Origin of the sequence: Pantanalinema rosaneae CENA516, from assembly GCF_050753385.1 — a bacterium.
In the GTDB taxonomy this organism is placed as follows: Bacteria; Cyanobacteriota; Cyanobacteriia; order Leptolyngbyales; family Leptolyngbyaceae; genus Pantanalinema; species Pantanalinema rosaneae.
In genome coordinates this window covers 46,715-62,617 of the sequence record NZ_JBLZFZ010000026.1, presented here as the reverse complement: position 1 = coordinate 62,617, position 15,903 = coordinate 46,715, and the positions used below count along the sequence as shown (strand labels likewise).

Annotated in this window: 18 protein-coding genes; 9 read left to right on the top strand and 9 right to left on the bottom strand. The window is 50.0% G+C overall.

Annotated elements, in window-relative coordinates; all coding sequences use genetic code 11:
• Positions 1-22 precede the first annotated feature (22 nt).
• A complete protein-coding gene (gene holA, locus ACN4EK_RS16335; RefSeq protein WP_431659086.1) occupies positions 23-1,003 on the bottom strand; it encodes a DNA polymerase III subunit delta in 981 nt (326 codons plus the stop codon).
• A 254-nt stretch (positions 1,004-1,257) separates the two neighbouring features.
• Between holA and ACN4EK_RS16330 the strand changes: the two genes are divergently transcribed.
• Genes ACN4EK_RS16330 through ACN4EK_RS16320 form a run of 3 tightly spaced genes read left to right on the top strand, consistent with a single transcriptional unit; the run spans position 1,258 to position 3,135 of the window.
• Positions 1,258-2,040, top strand: a complete 783-nt coding sequence (locus tag ACN4EK_RS16330; protein ID WP_431659085.1) for a DUF1868 domain-containing protein — start codon at positions 1,258-1,260, stop codon at positions 2,038-2,040.
• Positions 2,040-2,660, top strand: a complete 621-nt coding sequence (locus ACN4EK_RS16325; protein ID WP_431659084.1) for a cobalt-precorrin-8X methylmutase — start codon at positions 2,040-2,042, stop codon at positions 2,658-2,660. Before ACN4EK_RS16330 ends, ACN4EK_RS16325 begins: the two co-directional genes overlap by 1 nt.
• Positions 2,661-2,694: 34 nt before the next feature.
• Complete coding sequence (locus ACN4EK_RS16320; RefSeq protein ID WP_431659083.1) at positions 2,695-3,135, top strand: secondary thiamine-phosphate synthase enzyme YjbQ; 441 nt, start codon at positions 2,695-2,697, stop codon at positions 3,133-3,135.
• 13 nt (positions 3,136-3,148) lie between these two features.
• Here the strand turns inward: ACN4EK_RS16320 and ACN4EK_RS16315 are convergent, their stop codons facing one another.
• Complete coding sequence (locus ACN4EK_RS16315; protein WP_431659082.1) at positions 3,149-3,994, bottom strand: pentapeptide repeat-containing protein; 846 nt, start codon at positions 3,992-3,994, stop codon at positions 3,149-3,151.
• Positions 3,995-4,336: 342 nt separating this feature from the next.
• Complete coding sequence (locus ACN4EK_RS16310) at positions 4,337-5,560, bottom strand: NAD(P)/FAD-dependent oxidoreductase (protein WP_431659081.1); 1,224 nt, start codon at positions 5,558-5,560, stop codon at positions 4,337-4,339.
• Positions 5,561-5,710: 150 nt separating this feature from the next.
• On the opposite strand from ACN4EK_RS16310, the gene ACN4EK_RS16305 reads away from it, so the two are divergent.
• A complete protein-coding gene (locus ACN4EK_RS16305; RefSeq protein WP_431659080.1) occupies positions 5,711-6,460 on the top strand; it encodes a tetratricopeptide repeat protein in 750 nt (249 codons plus the stop codon).
• Here ACN4EK_RS16305 and hetR read toward each other — a convergent pair whose 3' ends face one another.
• The 3 genes from hetR to ACN4EK_RS16290 form a co-directional block, all read right to left on the bottom strand.
• On the bottom strand, positions 6,461-7,369 hold the full coding sequence (hetR, locus tag ACN4EK_RS16300; protein WP_431659079.1) for a heterocyst differentiation master regulator HetR: 909 nt from the start codon (positions 7,367-7,369) through the stop codon (positions 6,461-6,463).
• A gap of 447 nt (positions 7,370-7,816) precedes the next feature.
• On the bottom strand, positions 7,817-8,038 hold the full coding sequence (locus ACN4EK_RS16295; protein WP_431659078.1) for a hypothetical protein: 222 nt from the start codon (positions 8,036-8,038) through the stop codon (positions 7,817-7,819).
• A 124-nt stretch (positions 8,039-8,162) separates the two neighbouring features.
• Positions 8,163-9,302: a glycosyltransferase gene (locus ACN4EK_RS16290; RefSeq protein ID WP_431659077.1), complete on the bottom strand. Its 1,140-nt coding sequence runs from the start codon at positions 9,300-9,302 to the stop codon at positions 8,163-8,165.
• A gap of 164 nt (positions 9,303-9,466) precedes the next feature.
• On the opposite strand from ACN4EK_RS16290, the gene ACN4EK_RS16285 reads away from it, so the two are divergent.
• From ACN4EK_RS16285 to ACN4EK_RS16275, 3 genes are all read left to right on the top strand, one after another.
• Positions 9,467-9,991 (top strand): cupredoxin domain-containing protein, encoded by a 525-nt coding sequence (locus ACN4EK_RS16285; protein ID WP_431659076.1) that lies wholly within the window; start codon positions 9,467-9,469, stop codon positions 9,989-9,991.
• A gap of 170 nt (positions 9,992-10,161) precedes the next feature.
• A complete protein-coding gene (map, locus tag ACN4EK_RS16280) occupies positions 10,162-10,986 on the top strand; it encodes a type I methionyl aminopeptidase (RefSeq protein ID WP_431659075.1) in 825 nt (274 codons plus the stop codon).
• Between the two features lie 114 nt (positions 10,987-11,100).
• Positions 11,101-11,532 (top strand): hypothetical protein, encoded by a 432-nt coding sequence (locus tag ACN4EK_RS16275; RefSeq protein ID WP_431659074.1) that lies wholly within the window; start codon positions 11,101-11,103, stop codon positions 11,530-11,532.
• 7 nt (positions 11,533-11,539) lie between these two features.
• Here the strand turns inward: ACN4EK_RS16275 and ACN4EK_RS16270 are convergent, their stop codons facing one another.
• Entirely contained in the window at positions 11,540-12,973 is a 1,434-nt protein-coding gene (locus ACN4EK_RS16270; RefSeq protein WP_431659073.1) for an FAD-binding domain-containing protein, read from the bottom strand.
• A gap of 78 nt (positions 12,974-13,051) precedes the next feature.
• Complete coding sequence (locus ACN4EK_RS16265) at positions 13,052-13,969, bottom strand: hypothetical protein (RefSeq protein WP_431659072.1); 918 nt, start codon at positions 13,967-13,969, stop codon at positions 13,052-13,054.
• A gap of 118 nt (positions 13,970-14,087) precedes the next feature.
• Here ACN4EK_RS16265 and ACN4EK_RS16260 point away from each other — a divergent pair, with 118 nt between their 5' ends.
• Positions 14,088-14,264: a hypothetical protein gene (locus tag ACN4EK_RS16260; protein WP_431659071.1), complete on the top strand. Its 177-nt coding sequence runs from the start codon at positions 14,088-14,090 to the stop codon at positions 14,262-14,264.
• Positions 14,265-14,482: 218 nt separating this feature from the next.
• Complete coding sequence (locus ACN4EK_RS16255; protein WP_431659070.1) at positions 14,483-15,322, top strand: C39 family peptidase; 840 nt, start codon at positions 14,483-14,485, stop codon at positions 15,320-15,322.
• A 289-nt stretch (positions 15,323-15,611) separates the two neighbouring features.
• Here the strand turns inward: ACN4EK_RS16255 and ACN4EK_RS16250 are convergent, their stop codons facing one another.
• Complete coding sequence (locus ACN4EK_RS16250) at positions 15,612-15,821, bottom strand: hypothetical protein (RefSeq protein WP_431659069.1); 210 nt, start codon at positions 15,819-15,821, stop codon at positions 15,612-15,614.
• Between the last annotated feature and the right edge of the window lie 82 nt (positions 15,822-15,903).

Sequence of the window (15,903 nt, the reverse complement as noted above, 5' to 3'; positions counted from 1 at the left end):
TCCAGCGAAAGAGGGAATTTCATCAGTGATACAGTTCACATAGTTCTACAATCTTTGTTTGCAAGGTGGCAAGCTCATCCGCTCCCCGTTTCAAGTTAGCTTCCAGTTCCAACAAAATCGGTAAGGTTTGCAACAGGGCACGTAGGGCTAAGGGTTGAACTTCCTGCCGGAGGAAATATAAACGTTTCGGATTGTTCAGTTCTGCGGCTTGGGCAATCACTTGATCGTTTCGTTCCCCTGATTCCAGCATTAACTTCACCCATAGCCAGGTGCGGAATTGCCCGACCAGGCTAGCGATTATCCGTAAGGCTGGTTCATTTTGACGTAACAAATCGGCAACAAGTTCCAGGGCGATCGCGGTTTGCCCTTGCCGAATTGCAGTTGCCAGTTTGGTTGTACTTTGGGTGCTGGTAGTGACCAGAGTGGCGACGGTATCCGCATCTAACGGTTGGCGATCGTCCCCACCGTATAACCGTAATTTTTCTAGTTCACTATACAGTTGGCGGGTATTGCTACCAACGGATTCTGCCAACAGTTCAACGGCTGTCCCACTCAACTTGACCCCAACCTCTTGAGCGATCTGGCGCACTTGCTTGACCAGCAAATCAGTTTTCCAGGGGGGAATCAGTGAGAACTCGCGAATCTCCGCCTGTTTTTGCAAGAGTTTAGTTGATTTCAGCCGTCCGTCGGGTTTCGTCTTAGCAGTGAGTAACAGAACGCTGTTAGTAGGGATGGCTGGAAGTGTCCGTTCCAGTTCGCTTAGTAACTCGTCCGAGCAGCGCTGAGCGATCGTCGTGTCAGCCAACCACACTAGACGACTGCCTGCCCCAAACGGGGGAGTCATGGCTTGGTTTAAGCCCTGGATGACCGCATCCGACTGGTCAGAGGTAAATTTGGTGTAATTAAAATCGCTCCAGGTGGGATCAAGCACCTGTTGGCGGAGAGCCGCGACGGCTTGAGCGATCGCGAAATCATCCTCTCCCCAATAAAAATAAACTGGCATCTAGGACACGGCTTTCCTGGTTGGGTAATTGTATTGTCCTACTAATCCTGGCAGACTGGAGAGAGACAAACTGGGATCACATTGGGAGCAATGTTCCTGGCACGTCTTGATGAGCCAATGTCAGACTTTCATGACTACACTAGAATTTGTCTGACAAACGATTACCTGCAACTTCTTGCGATCGCCCAGCTTAGAGGACTGAGGCAAGATGTTTCTTGTAGGACTCATTCAGCTACCTCACGAGGCTTTGAAGATTGGACGAGAACTACCAAACTTACCTGAACCGGGCAATCCGTATGATTTTGCCCGAAACCTATCAATCCCAGGTGCAACATATTCAAGAGTCACCGAAGTTTCGTCGGCAAGCCGAGCAACATTATGACGCGGTGCCGTTTCCGGGATATTCGATCGTGACTCCACCGGGGATCGACGAAACGGACAACCTGGAACTCTACAAGAGTCTGGCGGATTTGCAGCAGCAATTGTTGCACCGTATTGGGGGACAGTCGTTTATTCCTGTGCCCGCCGATAGCTTTCATGTTACGGTGGCTGATTTAATTTGGAATGATGCCTTTCGGGATGCGAATCAAAGCCCGGACTACGAAAGTAAACTGCGATCGACGATTGCCAAAATTTTCCAGGAATGTCAACCGTTACGGACAGGACAGCCGATCCGGTTTCAGGTACTTGGTCTGTTGCTGATGACTCGGGCAATTGGGGTCTGTCTTGCTCCTACGGATGAAGATTCCTACGATCGCATTCTCAAAGTCCGGCGTGCCCTGTACCAAAACCATGAGTTGATGGGATTAGGGATCGAGCAACAGTACTATTTCACCCCCCATGTCACTCTGGGATATTTCGGCGAAATTCCGCCAGCCGATGCCCGTCAGTCGTTGAGCCAGGTGTTTATTGACCTGAATCAGCAGTGGTTAGACAAAGAGCCCCAGGACTTTTGGGTGCGGCGGGCAGAACTGCGGAAATTCGCCGATATGACGCGCTACGATCGCGAATCCGATTGGGCGGTGTTTGAGTTCTAATGTCCCTGCCGATGCATCCCATCATGCAGCAGAGTTTCGCGGTGATTGACCGGGAGATGGGGGATCACTCGTTTAATCCCCGCGAATATGCGATCGTCCGGCGGGTAATTCACAGTACCGCCGATTTTGAGTTCAAAGAGCTGATCCGGTTCAGTCCCAGTGCGATCGATGGGGCGATCGCGGCTCTACAGCAAGGAGTACCGATTGTCACGGATGTCAGTATGGTAAAGCAGGGAATTGCCAGTATGGTGGCTCAAACCTTTGGCAATCCGGTGATCAGTGCGGTGGAGCAAGCCGAGCAAGCCGAACCTGGCAAAACTCGCACCGAAACCGGAATGCTGCGGTGTGTTGACCAGTTTCCTAACGCCATTTTTGCGATCGGGAATGCGCCCACGGCTCTACTAGCGTTATGTCAACGTTTACCTGCGACTCAACAACCAACCTTAATCATCGGTGCTCCAGTCGGCTTTATTGCGGTCGTGGAATCGAAATTAGCGTTAGCTCACACTTCTGTCCCCCAAATTCGGATTGAGGGACGCAAAGGGGGGTCGCCCGTCGCCGCCGCGATCGTCAATGCCCTGTTAGTTTTGGCATGGGATGAAGCTGTGCCAACTGGCTGAATTGTGATTGCTCGACACTATTGAACCTACTGCTATGCCGATCGCAAATCATCTATTGACGGTTGCCACTGACCCAGGCATTCAAATTTATGACATCACGCCTAAACTGGATGATTTGCTCAGCGCCAGTGGCATCCAATCCGGGCAGATGGTTGTCTTTTCCAGACATACCACGACGGCATTAGCGATTAATGAATATGAACCCCGCTTATTGGATGATCTAAAGGTGTATTTACGCAAGCTAGCGCCCGAAACCGATCGCTACTTGCATAACGATCTGCACCTCCGGGTCGGTATTCCTGAGGATGAGCCGATGAATGCCCATTCCCACTTAATGGCGATGACACTGAGTACCAGTGAAGTGATTCCAGTCATAGATGGCAAGCTAGCGCTAGGCACGTATCAGTCGGTGCTGTTATTTGAATTAGATGGTCCCCGCCAACGTACAGTATTGTGTCAAATTTCTGGGGAATAGCCGCCGCGATCGCTCACAAACGGGATTCTGGCATATTCACGCCTCTTAAATCCGCACCTAATAAATTGGCGGACTCTAAATTTGCCTCGTTTAAATTCGTGCCTCGCAAATCTGCCCCGGTAAAAATAGCACCGTTGAGAATAGTGCCAGCGAGTTTTGCCATCGATAAATTTGCCTCACTCAAATTCACACCGCTTAAATCCGCTCCGCTTAAGTCGGCACCGCGCAAATTTGCCCCTCGCAGTTTGGCACCACACAACCGCGCATTCGCTAAATTGGCACTATCTAATGCCGCATCGGTTAAAATTGCCTCGCCTAAATTGGCTCCTGTGAGCACTGTCCAACTCAGGTTGGCACCACTCAGATTTGCCTCCCGCAGGTCGCCATTCATTACCGCCTGACAGAGATAAGCTCCCCGGAGATTCGCGTTACACAAATCTACATCAGACAGTTTGGCGGCACACAGGTTGGCTCCCCACAGATGAGCGGCATTCAGGTTAGCACCCTGTAAATTGGCAGCATTCAGGTTAGCTTTATTCAAAATCACCTGAATTAAATTGGCGGCTTGTAAATTTGCCCCGCTTAAATTGGCTTCACTCAGATTGGCATCTGCCAGATTGGCACCTTGCAAATTGGCTCCCGCCAGAATGGCTCCGGTCAGGTCAGCCTCTGCCAGATTGGCTCCATCTAAGGCGGCATCCCGCAAGACAATACCTCGCAGATTTGCCCCACGCAGATCGGCTCCAGTCAAACAAATGCCCTTTAAGTTTGCCTTAGTGAGATTGACCCCCCAGAGACTCACAGTTTGAAAGTCCCGTTCTCCTGCGGCATAACGCTTCAGGAGTTCACTCGCACGCATTTAGATCGCCTCTCAATCCTGTAGTAGACCACCCGTTAGCCCGAACCTTTTGCATGAACGTTTGAGATCGTGGATTTCATTGCTGATTCGCCCTAGCTCAAAATACTATGCGAAAAGTTTATTAGAATACCGGCATTCTGCCCAGTGATCTCTCTAGACTCCGGTAATACCGCGTCTTCTGGGCAAACTTGGCTTCCATCTTTAGTGTGCCCTAAACTACCCCAAGATTCCCGGTCATCTCCTAATAATTTAGGGATTGGCTAGGAATTTCTAGAGGTTGTCAAGGGGATGGGGGGACAGCCCCCCTAACCGTTTGATGCGAGGCGATTTGCGGCTAAATGATCATCCCGGCGATCCTGAGTCAGGGCGTTTGGGGGGGGCTAAAGCGGCTAACAGGGGTTGGGCTAACCAGTTCAGCCCGACTCGGAGTTGATGGTCTAAGGTGGGCATGCGATACAGGTATGCCAGCCGTCGCGCCAGGTAGGCGAGGGAGCCATCTAGATTAAGACCTAACCCGGTCATGGTAGCTTGATCAATCCCCAGTGCCATCATTTCCCCGACTGGAGAATACCGGAAGGGTAGTAATGGTCGATCGGTGAGGGATGCCCACAGATTCCAACCCGCGAATTCGGCTTGTTGGAAGGCAACCTGGGCAGTGGTCGGAACTTGTTGCCCCTCAGCATCTTTGCAGTCTGCCAGATCCCCTAAGGCGAAGATTTCTGGGTGTTCCACGCCTTGCAGGGTAGGAGTAACCACGAGTTGTCCCCGAGGATTTTGCTTCAGGGGCAGCGCCGCGATCGCCTCTACCACCCGCGTTCCGACAGTCCACAAAACGACTTCTACCGGAATTGTATCGGTAGTGCCTTTATAGGTGAGGGCGATCGTATCGGCGGTAATGGCATCTACAGTCGTGTCCAGGTCTAACCAAATCCCTCGGTCTGCTAAGGCTTCGGTGGCAGCTATGCGGTTAAATTCCGGCGAAGTTCTCAGGATTTGATCCGTTTGTTCAATGATCCGTAGCCGTCCCCTGGCTCCCAAGCGATCAGCGAGCTTACAGGCTAGTTCGACTCCCGAGTAACCACCGCCGACGATCGCCACGCGAATTTTATCTGTGTCAGACTCTTCCAATTGCCGTAATCGTTCTTCCAGCCGATAGGCATCTTGGATGGTGCGGAAGGGCAGGGCAAATTCGGCGGCTCCGGTCACGCGATCGAGGGGAGTTTCGCCGCCTAATGCCAGAACCAGGCGATCGTAGGTCAGGTCTATCCCATCCTGGAGGTGAACCTGGCGGTTGGCGACATCAACGGTTTTGACAGTGCCCTGGCGAAAGCGAATCCCCGTCCCTGCCAGCAATTCTTCAAAGGGGGGAGCAATTTCCCAGGTTTGTAACTCCCCCGTCATCAACTCATACAGCAGGGGGGTAAACAAGAAGCGATCGTGGCGATCGACCAGGACAATCTCTGGTTTCTCTGCGGGTGTCCAGGGCAATTGACTGAGTCGTAGGGCTGTATAGAGACCAGCGAAGCCTCCACCCAAAATACAGATACGTGCGGGTTGTTGAGTCATGGGAAGTTAACGATCGGTCAATCCTGGCAACTCCTTTCAGGATAGCAATTGGTTTGAGATGTAGATGAGAGTATATGCATTCTCTGGGTTAGCGGGAACTATAAGTCTGTAGGATCGCTCACCTGTCAATCTCACCAAGGAACTCTGCTCATGATCGGGAGCTTAGTGTCTTCACCTGGAATTCTGGTTCTCCTGCCCAGTGCCTTCTGGATGCTGATGATAGTTGATTGTGTTCGGAATGAACCCGATCGCCAGACCTGGATTTGGGTGCTCTTGTTTCTGAATGTTGTTGGTGCCCTGATCTATTTCTTTGTCTGCTGGTTGCCGCGATCGAACGTGCCTGTGCCGAATTACTTCAAACGTTGGACGATGCGGCAAGCGTTATGGAATGCCGAAGCGGGAGTTCGCAACATTGGCAAAGCCCACCAGTATATTGCTCTGGGAAATGTCCTAACTGAAATTGGTGAGTTGGCTCAAGCCACCGAGGCGTTTCAACAAGCGTTAGACAAAGAACCTCAAAATATTCATGCTCTGTGGGGTCTAGCGTTCATTGAAATGCAACACAAGCAATTTGCGTTCGCCCGAGAGCATTTAGCTGCTCTGATCAAATTAGACGCAGATTACAAATGTGGGGAAGCCTCTCTGCTCTATGGCAAAGCCCTCTTTGAGTTGCAAGACTGGGACGTGGCTAAACCCTATCTAGAACAGGATCTAAAATACTGGAGCCATCCAGAGTCCGCCCTTATGCTGGCAAGCATTCATCGGCAGGAGGGTGAGATTCAAAAAGCTCGCGATTGTTTGGAAGGGATGTTAGCCAAACTGAAAGCGGCTCCAATTTATCACTACCGCCGCCACCAGCACACCCTGCGGAAAGCCGAGAAAATGCTGAAGACGCTGTAGTTAGGGGTGCTGCTCCCGAGGGCCCAGTGCCATTTGTACACTGAAGGGTCTGCCGCCGATCTGGTGGTATTTGTCTGCCCAGGCGCGAATCACTTCGTCTAGCTCGGTCATGGCTTGCTCAATGCGATCGGAGGGAATGTCCAACTCCTCCAAAATCCGCATTACATTCAGTTCACGGTTTGCCCAATCATTCATCAACCGGAAGTAACGGGCGGTATCCTCCACCATGATGTACGTGCGTTCCTCTTCATCGCTGGGGGAGTAGGAGGCGCGGGTGAGGGCATAAAATGGCATACCCCAGGGCGAATCAATTCGGGTGACGGTGCCGGAATACAGCAGTCGCCGCTTAATATGTTCTGCCAGGGCTTCACTTAACGGCATCCGTCGATCGCTGGGCAGATCTTCCTGGGAGCGGGCATGGAGAAACTCAATCAGATCCAGGAACTGAAACGAGTTGATGATCTGGGCATCCGGTAAATTCAGATTGGGTAACTTTTGCTCAAGCTGGCGCTTTTCCTCGGAGGTCAGACTGGAACCAACAATCCGCGATCGTCCCGGTTGCCAGGGAAACTGTTCTAACCAAACATAGGGAAACTGAATCAGGTAGCGAGGTTCCTGAGAACCTAGCATTTTCAGTAACTTACCTTCTGTTAAGGCTTGCTTGACCTCTTCGACGATCGCCTTGACCCGCTTCGGCTCAATATGGTGCAGATGCCCAGTCATCCGCAGGTTTTGATCCTGCTCTAGATAGGTCATATAGATGGCGCACTTTGCCGCTGTGGCAGCCGCATCTAAAAAGGCTCCATGTCGATGCCCACTGGTTCTCATGGCACTAAATGCCAGATAAAGCATGATCTGATCCATTGCACTGGGGCTAAGCCGTTTGATCAGATCCAGGTCATTAGTCATATCAGGAACTCTACTCCAGCGAAACCATAACTCAAGCAAGTTGCATTGAGAAACCAACTCAGACCATGATGATAGTACCTAGTAAATCAGGCAATTCACGTAGCACTGAATACTCTTAAATTAAACCATCCTATTGTCGTTGGAACCAATTTCCTCTCGACAGGCTTTAACTAATTCTAGCGGTTAATATTCTGAGTATTCCCAAATTCTGGGGAAGGCAAGCAGGTTAGAGTAAAGAAGGGTGAGCCGGAGCAATTGGCAGCGCTGTTAGAGAATCGGAACGCTGAGTGCTGCGATCGTTAATGTGTGAAAAGAGAGTGGCTGAATTGCGCAATTCATCATGAATTCTGGTCTAGAAAGACGGGATTACACCTCATGCTATTTAGGAAAAAAACGGTCAATGTCAACCGTTAATTAGCTATTTTTTCACCGTATTTCTGGAGTGGCTTAGGCGGGGTTTCTGCCAGTTTCAGCCTGATATAGGAACTCCCGTCGCCCACTCCCCCGATGTAAATTTTGCTCATTGCCAACCTGCATCGGTGCAGTCAGCGTTGATTGGAATGCTTTGACTGGAGCCGTTTCAGCAAATTGCTGACTATGGCTAGAGGGTACTACCGTACCAAACGTCAGTAGTGAACCTGATAGTAGAGCTAGAGCTATAAATTGCATAGAAGGATCCGCATCAGAATGTCTAATTCCTGATACGGAACTTCCTACGACTGATCAGGATGAATTTAATAAAGACTATCCCAATCTGTAAAACGAGGTGATGAAAACAATTCTATTCGTGACACTATTCTGCGGGTTTTAACAAGCCATCGGCTTCAATTCGCAACCGCCGTCCGCGCCAGTATACAGTATTACCAAACGCTCCCATGCCCCAAACTACCAGGCTCAGGCAATCCCGTAATGGCAATGCCCACAACCAGGGCAACAGGCGGGGACTTTTCAAGCTGAGGATGGTCACTACTGCCTGAGCGTAACGAATGAGAAGCACTGAGAGGCTTAAGGCGATCGCCCAGGCTTGTCCATTGGTGGCGAGCAGTAGTGGCAGAGTCAGGGGAACGCCATAACATAAGATTTGGGCATAGTAAATTCGTCCACGATTGAAGCGAATAGTGCGATTCCACCGCAGTTCTCGCCGAAACACATCCACTACACTCTCTGCCCCAGTGTCTGATTCTAGAACATAACTGGATAGCTCAATGCGATACCCTGCCAGGGCGGCTCGTTTGCCCAGGTTATAGTCGGAGCCAATGCGGCTGAGATGTAATCCGCCAAAGTCTGCCAGGGTCGATTTGCGGGTGGCGATCGTGGCACCGATGGCAAACCGCAAACCGCGATCAAGGACACGGGCAATTAAGGCACTAGGGATAAAGTCTACACATCGACCTAAAGAAGCCAGTGCTGCACCGAAAAACCGGGGTTGATGTCCAAAGAAACAACAGGTGACTAAGCCCACGGCTGGATCTGCTAAGGGTGCGGTGACGGTTGAGAGGTAGTCGGGACTGACTCGAATATCACTATCCGCAAACACGATCACGTCATGTCGAGCCACTTCTAGCAAATAACTCAGGTTGCTGTCTTTATAGTTAATGCCCCTTGGCTCCAAATTGGTGAATACCCTGACATGATCTGGAAAGGCAGCGGCTAATTGTTTCAGAGTTGGAATGGCTGGATCGTGAGGATGCGTTACGCCAAATAGCACTTCATAGTCTGGATAGTGTTGTTTACAAAGGGAAACCCAGTTTTCCCAGGCTCCGGCATCGAGTCCACAGGCAGGAACCAACAGCGAAACTCCCGGTTCATTGGTAGAATCGCGTGGGCTGGCTGGTGGTGCTAATACAAATTGATAGGTACATAGTCCACAAGCGATATAAAAGCCGATCGCACCGAGAATTAAACCAACTAAAACGACTTGAAAGGCAATCATTACACGCAGCTCTTAGACAGGTACGGATAGGTTAAGGAAGATAAACCTAATTTTTGCTAATTTGGGCTGACGTAGCGGTGTTAAAAAAATATTGTGAAGGAAATTCATGACTGAGCCAGATCTGGCTTCTGCTATTTCTATTTATCTTTCAGGCAATTGAAATTATGCAATCATTCATCGGGTTGATTCGTGATTGGATCTGGCAACACATCGGTGTTGGGTTACGTCAGTTAATTTTGCCCACGCTCATTGTATGGCTCGGTTGGTCAAACATTCCAGCGATCGCGGCTACCTCCACAACAGATCTATCGCGTCAGCCAGCGATCGCGGTTCAAGTTAGTCTGGGGAATGCGGCGAATGAACTACGGTTTGTGCCTGATCATCTAGAATTTGTCTCTGGGCAGCGCTACAAATTGCTATTAACCAATCCCAGTAACTCCAAGCATTATTTCACAGCTAAAGACTTTACGGATGGGATTTGGACTCAGAAGGTGGAAGCGGGCAAGGTGGAAGTGAAAGGGGCAATTCACGAAGTTGAATTAAAGCCGGGAGCCCAGGCAGAATGGCTATTTGTGCCAATTAAGGCAGGCAATTATGAGTTGCATTGTTCCATCCCAGGGCATACCGAAGCAGGCATGACTGGAACTGTGGTCGTAACGACTGGCACAAAAGCAGCAATTTCCAGTTAGACCTGAAAGTTTGCCAGAAAAAGTAGGCTAATCTAAATAAAGACTTTAATATTGTTCACATCACGCCCCATCTGAAATCCTACCCAAGTCGGGATTTTCAGAATCTTCGCTAGTTCGATCTTCTGCCTTGTCCGACTTGTATTCCTCACCCATTTTTCTTTCGTAATCGCATGAATATCCTGACCAACCTGCTGAATCAACCAGCTCTTTCGGCTCCCAAACGGCAACGGCGTGGCATTGAAATTAAGTCTCTGCGTGAGATTGAAATCATGCGGCAGTCTGCCAAGATTGTGGCAACGGTACTGAAAGAAATTGCCGCAATGGTACAGCCTGGAATGACGACGGCGGATCTGGATGCCCATGCGGAAAAACGAATTCGAGAGATGGGGGCAACACCCAGTTTCAAGGGATATCACGGCTTTCCCGCCTCGATTTGTTCCAGCATTAATAATGAAGTGGTACATGGGATTCCCAGCCGGAAGAAGGTGATCCGCACTGGGGATGTGTTGAAAGTGGATACCGGAGCCTATTACGAAGGATTTCATGGGGATTCCTGCATCACGATCGCCGTGGGTGAAGTCCGTCCCGACGCGGCTCGCTTAATTGAGGTGGCTGAAGCGGCTCTCTATAAAGGGATTGAACAGGTGCGTGCCGGAGCGTATTTGATGGATCTGGCAGGGGCGATCGAGGATCACGTCAAAGCCAATGGGTTCTCGGTGGTGGAAGATTTTACAGGGCATGGGGTCGGGCGGAACCTGCATGAAGAACCCTCGGTATTCAACTTCCGTACCTATGACATGCCGAATGTCAAGTTGAGAGCTGGTATGACGCTGGCGATCGAACCGATTGTTAATGCTGGCTCGAAGGTGACGCGGATTCTCAGCGATCGTTGGACGGCTGTCACTGTCGATAACTCCCTCTCTGCCCAATTTGAACATACAGTCCTGGTGACAGAGGACGGTTACGAAATTTTGACCGATCGCAGCCAGGTCTAAGTCCGTTGAGCCGCGAGGGCGATCGCAGGTTTTGACTTGGAGGTGGTGAATGCTCGGTACGGGTTTAAGCGAAAATGAAAGATGATTTCCTCTTTCAGCCAACTTGTGCAACCTATGGCATTCCGAGCAATTACCATTTCTCTGTTAACCGGGTTTCTCTGGGTGCTCACCACCTGGATCACGCCCCCCGCGATCGCCCTGACGCAGATCAAATTGTTTGATATTTCGTACCATGAGTGTCCGCCCGAACTGGCGACTGGCATGGTGACCAGTGGTACTACGATGGAAGCAAACTGCTTTATTGTCACCGGCAAAGCCGAAAATGGTTCGGGTAAACCCGTAATGAATGCGGACATTTTCGGACGGATTTATGATGCTAACAATGATTCGGTGATGCAGAACCGGACTCGCTTAGGGTCGATCGACGAAGTACCACCTGGGATCAGCGATTTTGAACTGCGGATTAGTGTCCCGGCAAACCAGCCGACTCCCCTACAACTGAAGCAATTTAAAGCAGCAGGGTTCACCGGCAAAGTGCGGCGCTAATCCTGCCCTACAGCCGCTCTTTTTGGGACTGGTAACGGGCTTTAAACTGCCGTTGTTGCTCGTTGTGATCGACGATCGGCGTGGGATAGTTGCAGCGATGACAGTCCAGGGGCGTAATTTTGCCAGTTACTAACGCTTCCGTGTCCAGACTACTGAGTTCTGGCAGCCACTCCCGGATATATTCGGCTTCTGGGTCAAACTTTTTCGCTTGACTGGCGGGGTTAAAAATCCGAATCGGTTTCGGATCCATGCCGCTAGAGGCACTCCACTGCCAGCCTCCATTATTGGCGGATAAATCTCCGTCTATTAACATCTGCATAAAATACCTTTCACCTCGCTGCCAGTTGATCAGCAGATCTTTAGTCAGAAAACTCGCCACAATCATGCGGCAACGATTGTGCATCCAGCCCGTTTGATTCATTTGTCGCATGGCGGCATCGACGATCGGATACCCCGTTCTACCCTCACACCAGGCTTGGAAGTGATCTTCGTTGTCCTCCCAGGGAAAATCCTGAAACGGGCGGCGGTAAGGACCATCGGCTAGTTTTGGGAAAAAGTACATCACATATTGATAGAACTCGCGCCATGCTAATTCCTGCTGCCAGGTTTGAATACTGGTACGGACTTCATCACTACGAGCCGCTGCCATCATCTCCTGGGTGGCTGCCCATACTGTGCGAATCCCGATCGCCCCAAACTTCAACGCGGCGCTGAGTTGTGATGTCCCAGGATAGGCTGGAAAGTTGCGCTGTTCGCCATACTCCGCGATCGCCTGATCACAAAACTCTTCTAGCTTTTCTTGAGCCGCCGTTTCTCCCGGTTCTAGCACTAAGTCATTGTCCCAACCAAATCCTAATGCTTTGGCAGTGGGGAGCGCGATCGCTCCAGCTTGCTTGGCGGCGGTCTGTTCCGACTCGGTTAATCCCGTTAACCCTTCTAATACAGGGAGCGGTTCATCCTTGGCTTGTCGTTGCCAGTTCCGCCAGAATGGGGTGTAGACCGTATAGGGTTCACCTGCCCCTGTCCGAATTACCTCCGGAGCGTGGAGGATTTGATCCCAACAGTTTTCGACCTGAATGCCAACTTGCTGAAGGGCTTCCGTGACCGCCCGATCGCGCTGTTTGGCGTAGGGTTCGACATCCCAATTCCAAACGACCATTTGGGCGGAAAGGGCTTGGGCTAGTTTGACAATGCCCGCAATCGGGTCAGCTTTAAGGATAATTAACTGACTTCCAGCTTCGATATATCGCTGCTGGAGCGCCTGCAAACAGCCGATCATGTAAGTGACTCGGGCGGGAGCCACATCATCCCGTTGCAGAATGTTGGGATCGAGACAGAATACTCCCACCAGTTTCCGACTCCGCCGTTGAGCCATTGCCAACCCGACATTATCGGTCAGGCGCAGATCCCGACGATGCCAGAACAAAATCAACTCAGACATATAACGCTAGTACCGATTTACCGCTTACTTAGCTTAACGAAACGACGATAATCCTGAGATGCGATCGCCAAGCCGCCGTTAATCAAATTCGCCGAATTCCAGATTGGTACTGCGATTCGCTAAGGTGGCTTCATCTCCTAATAAGTTAGCCAGAACGAGTTGGCTGGCGCGATAGCTGCCCCAGTAGCCGGTATGTTCTGCGACCAGCCCTAATGCCATTGCCACATCGCCAATGCTCTTTTTGAGAAAATTGCGTTCGCCCAGGTAATAGTCTTGAAAAAATAAGTTCGAGTCTTCCGGTTCCAGGCTGGCTCGCATGGGATAGGCAAACACATCGGAGGCGCGAATCACATTGATCCAGCGCAGCGGAGCGCCCGTGTAGCGATCGGCAAACTGCTTTAAAGCCTGAGGCTCAATGTTTAATGCCCGATTAAAAAATAATTGGGGGCAACCCATTGTTGTCACGCTCCGGAGTTTTACCTTGCGTCCCTGCCCCGCCGGACTTAGACCCTTAATTACATTCCGTAGATAAAAGGCAGGATCATTTTCCGGTAGGGTTTGGGAGAACAACATATCCCACAAAATCACGCTGCCGAGGGAATGCGCCACAATATGCAAATCCTCTTCCAGTGGTACTTCTGCCAGCCAACTGAGGAATTGCAAGGCAATTAAACGGCGTACTTCCCGTCCTTGCTGATGATTTAAGTAGTTAAAGATATCGTTAAAGAACCCCGAGATCAGCTGCTCTCGACGCTGGCGATAGTGGAAGATATCATCAATGTCGGTTTGAGGGTGATCCCACTTGAAGGCTTCCAGGTCTTGCTGCACCCAGTCCCACACCTGATTGGTACTGCCCATGGCATCGCCCCAGAAGCTAGAGTAAAACTCCGGAGTCGCGAGTCCCCGATCGGAAAATCCTGTGATTAATCGCGATCGCAGGGTTTCGGCATATTCTGCCCGCCGTACCGATGCTCCATGCATGAACCATACCAACATGACAGCTTTGCCTCATTCACCTGATCTTCTTGAGCCTACCGGAAAATTCGTCTTGGAGTGAGTAGTTACTCGTTAGTGATGCTAAAAGTTGTGATTACCGATCAGTTGAAGGCAGCCTATGAAGCGTTTGAAGCAAATTACCGCGATCGCGTTGTGTTTATTCATGCTGTATGAAATGAAGTCGGCCCTGGGGATTAATATTTCCGAACGCTATCATGCGATCGATATTGTCAGAATTCCCACTAAGAAACTGTTGCGGGTTCTGAATAGTCAAATCAATCCACCGGAGTGTTAAGTCATTTGCCAATCGGGCAATCAGGGATGGCTGGCGATCGTATCGGCATTCTGATTGTCTGATCCAGTTTAATAGCGCCTGATCCAGTAGTACGCAGCCTGGGCTTCCCGATCGATTCAGCAAAAATTTCTCTGAGCAACCTATTTAATCCCTTAATGATTTAGGAATAGCTGGGTGCAATACTGGAAAAAGAAAAAATACATCCTAAGGAGTGCATCATGCCAAGGGCAGTGGCGGAGTGGGATACGTTTCTGAAAAAGCGTTTGCTCAGTTCCCAGGATTTGGCTGACTCCGAAAAGATTTTTATGCCGAAGGGGAAAGACTTCTTTGTGACAAAAGTTGCCCCCGATCGCAATCAACATGTGTATTTAACGCTGGCATCCCCGGTATTAGCCAAGGATGGTGTCACCAGGCTTCAGGTCGTTTATGCCTACGATCCGCACATTCGGATTGAAGAAACGCAGCCAGTCTTAAAACTACCCGTACCGTATCGCAGCCAGATCGATAATGATCCCTCTCTCTACGGTTCTGGGCAACGCCAGTGCAACTTAACCAGCAATACGATGCTGGCAGACTATTTGCTGAAAGGGGCGTTAACCAAATATGCCAAAGACCAGGGCTATCCAGAGCCGGAATCGGTCTACATGCGATTGGCTTATAAGTACGGCGATACCGTTAACCATCTGGCACATACCCGAGCCTTAAAGGAACTCGGAATTGAATCATATTTCAGCTACACGTTGTCTGCTAATGACCTACTAACCTCCCTTAATAAGGGCATTCCCGTTGTGGTGGGATTTCGCTATCGCAGTAGTGGTCACATTTGTGTGTTAGTTGGACATGATCCCGTCAGACGCACCTGGTTAGTGCATGATCCCTATGGCATCCGCTATGGGGCGAGTGATGACTACGAAATTGGTGCCTATGGAGCTTACGATCCCTATAGTTATGCGGTCTTCCAACAACTATTTCTGGATCAAGGCAACAGTGAGTCCGGCTGGGGCAGGATTGTGACTAGCGTGAATGGGAAATCTACGGGATTGCCGACAGGGTTATGATCACTCCTTTTAACAGGAGTATCAGCATATCCTACAGTAGTTTTCGCCCCCCTAGCCCCCCAATTCTGGGGGGAACAAAAGTCAAAGTCCCCCAGAATTGGGGGATTTAGGGGGCTTATAGAATTGACAAGTGTGGTGCATTCATTTGAGAGCGGCTGTGATTCAGCGTTTCTGAGCATCGGCGGCAAATGCCTGTGAGTTCAACACAAGAAATTTCAATAGTTGGCTGTTTGAATGCTATGCCGCCGTGATCACTCTAATACCAGATAGTTGACAATAAACTACTCTGTTAAAAGAGTTTCATTAATCCCTTAAATGCATACTTCAAAGGTTTATATCCATATTTAGCCGCTTTGTATCCATATTTAACTGATTTGTATCCACTAACAGCAGGCACATAACCTGGAATTAAAGATGTTGCTGTACTTGTCAGCATATATTCACCAGCTTCTTTTGCTGCCATCTTCGCGAGCTTTTTAGCGATCTTCTTTTTAGACATAAAATCTGATCTCCTTATAAGTGGACATGTCAAAAATTATACTTGTCTCTTTCTTAAGGATAGCAGGGTGCATTACCGTACC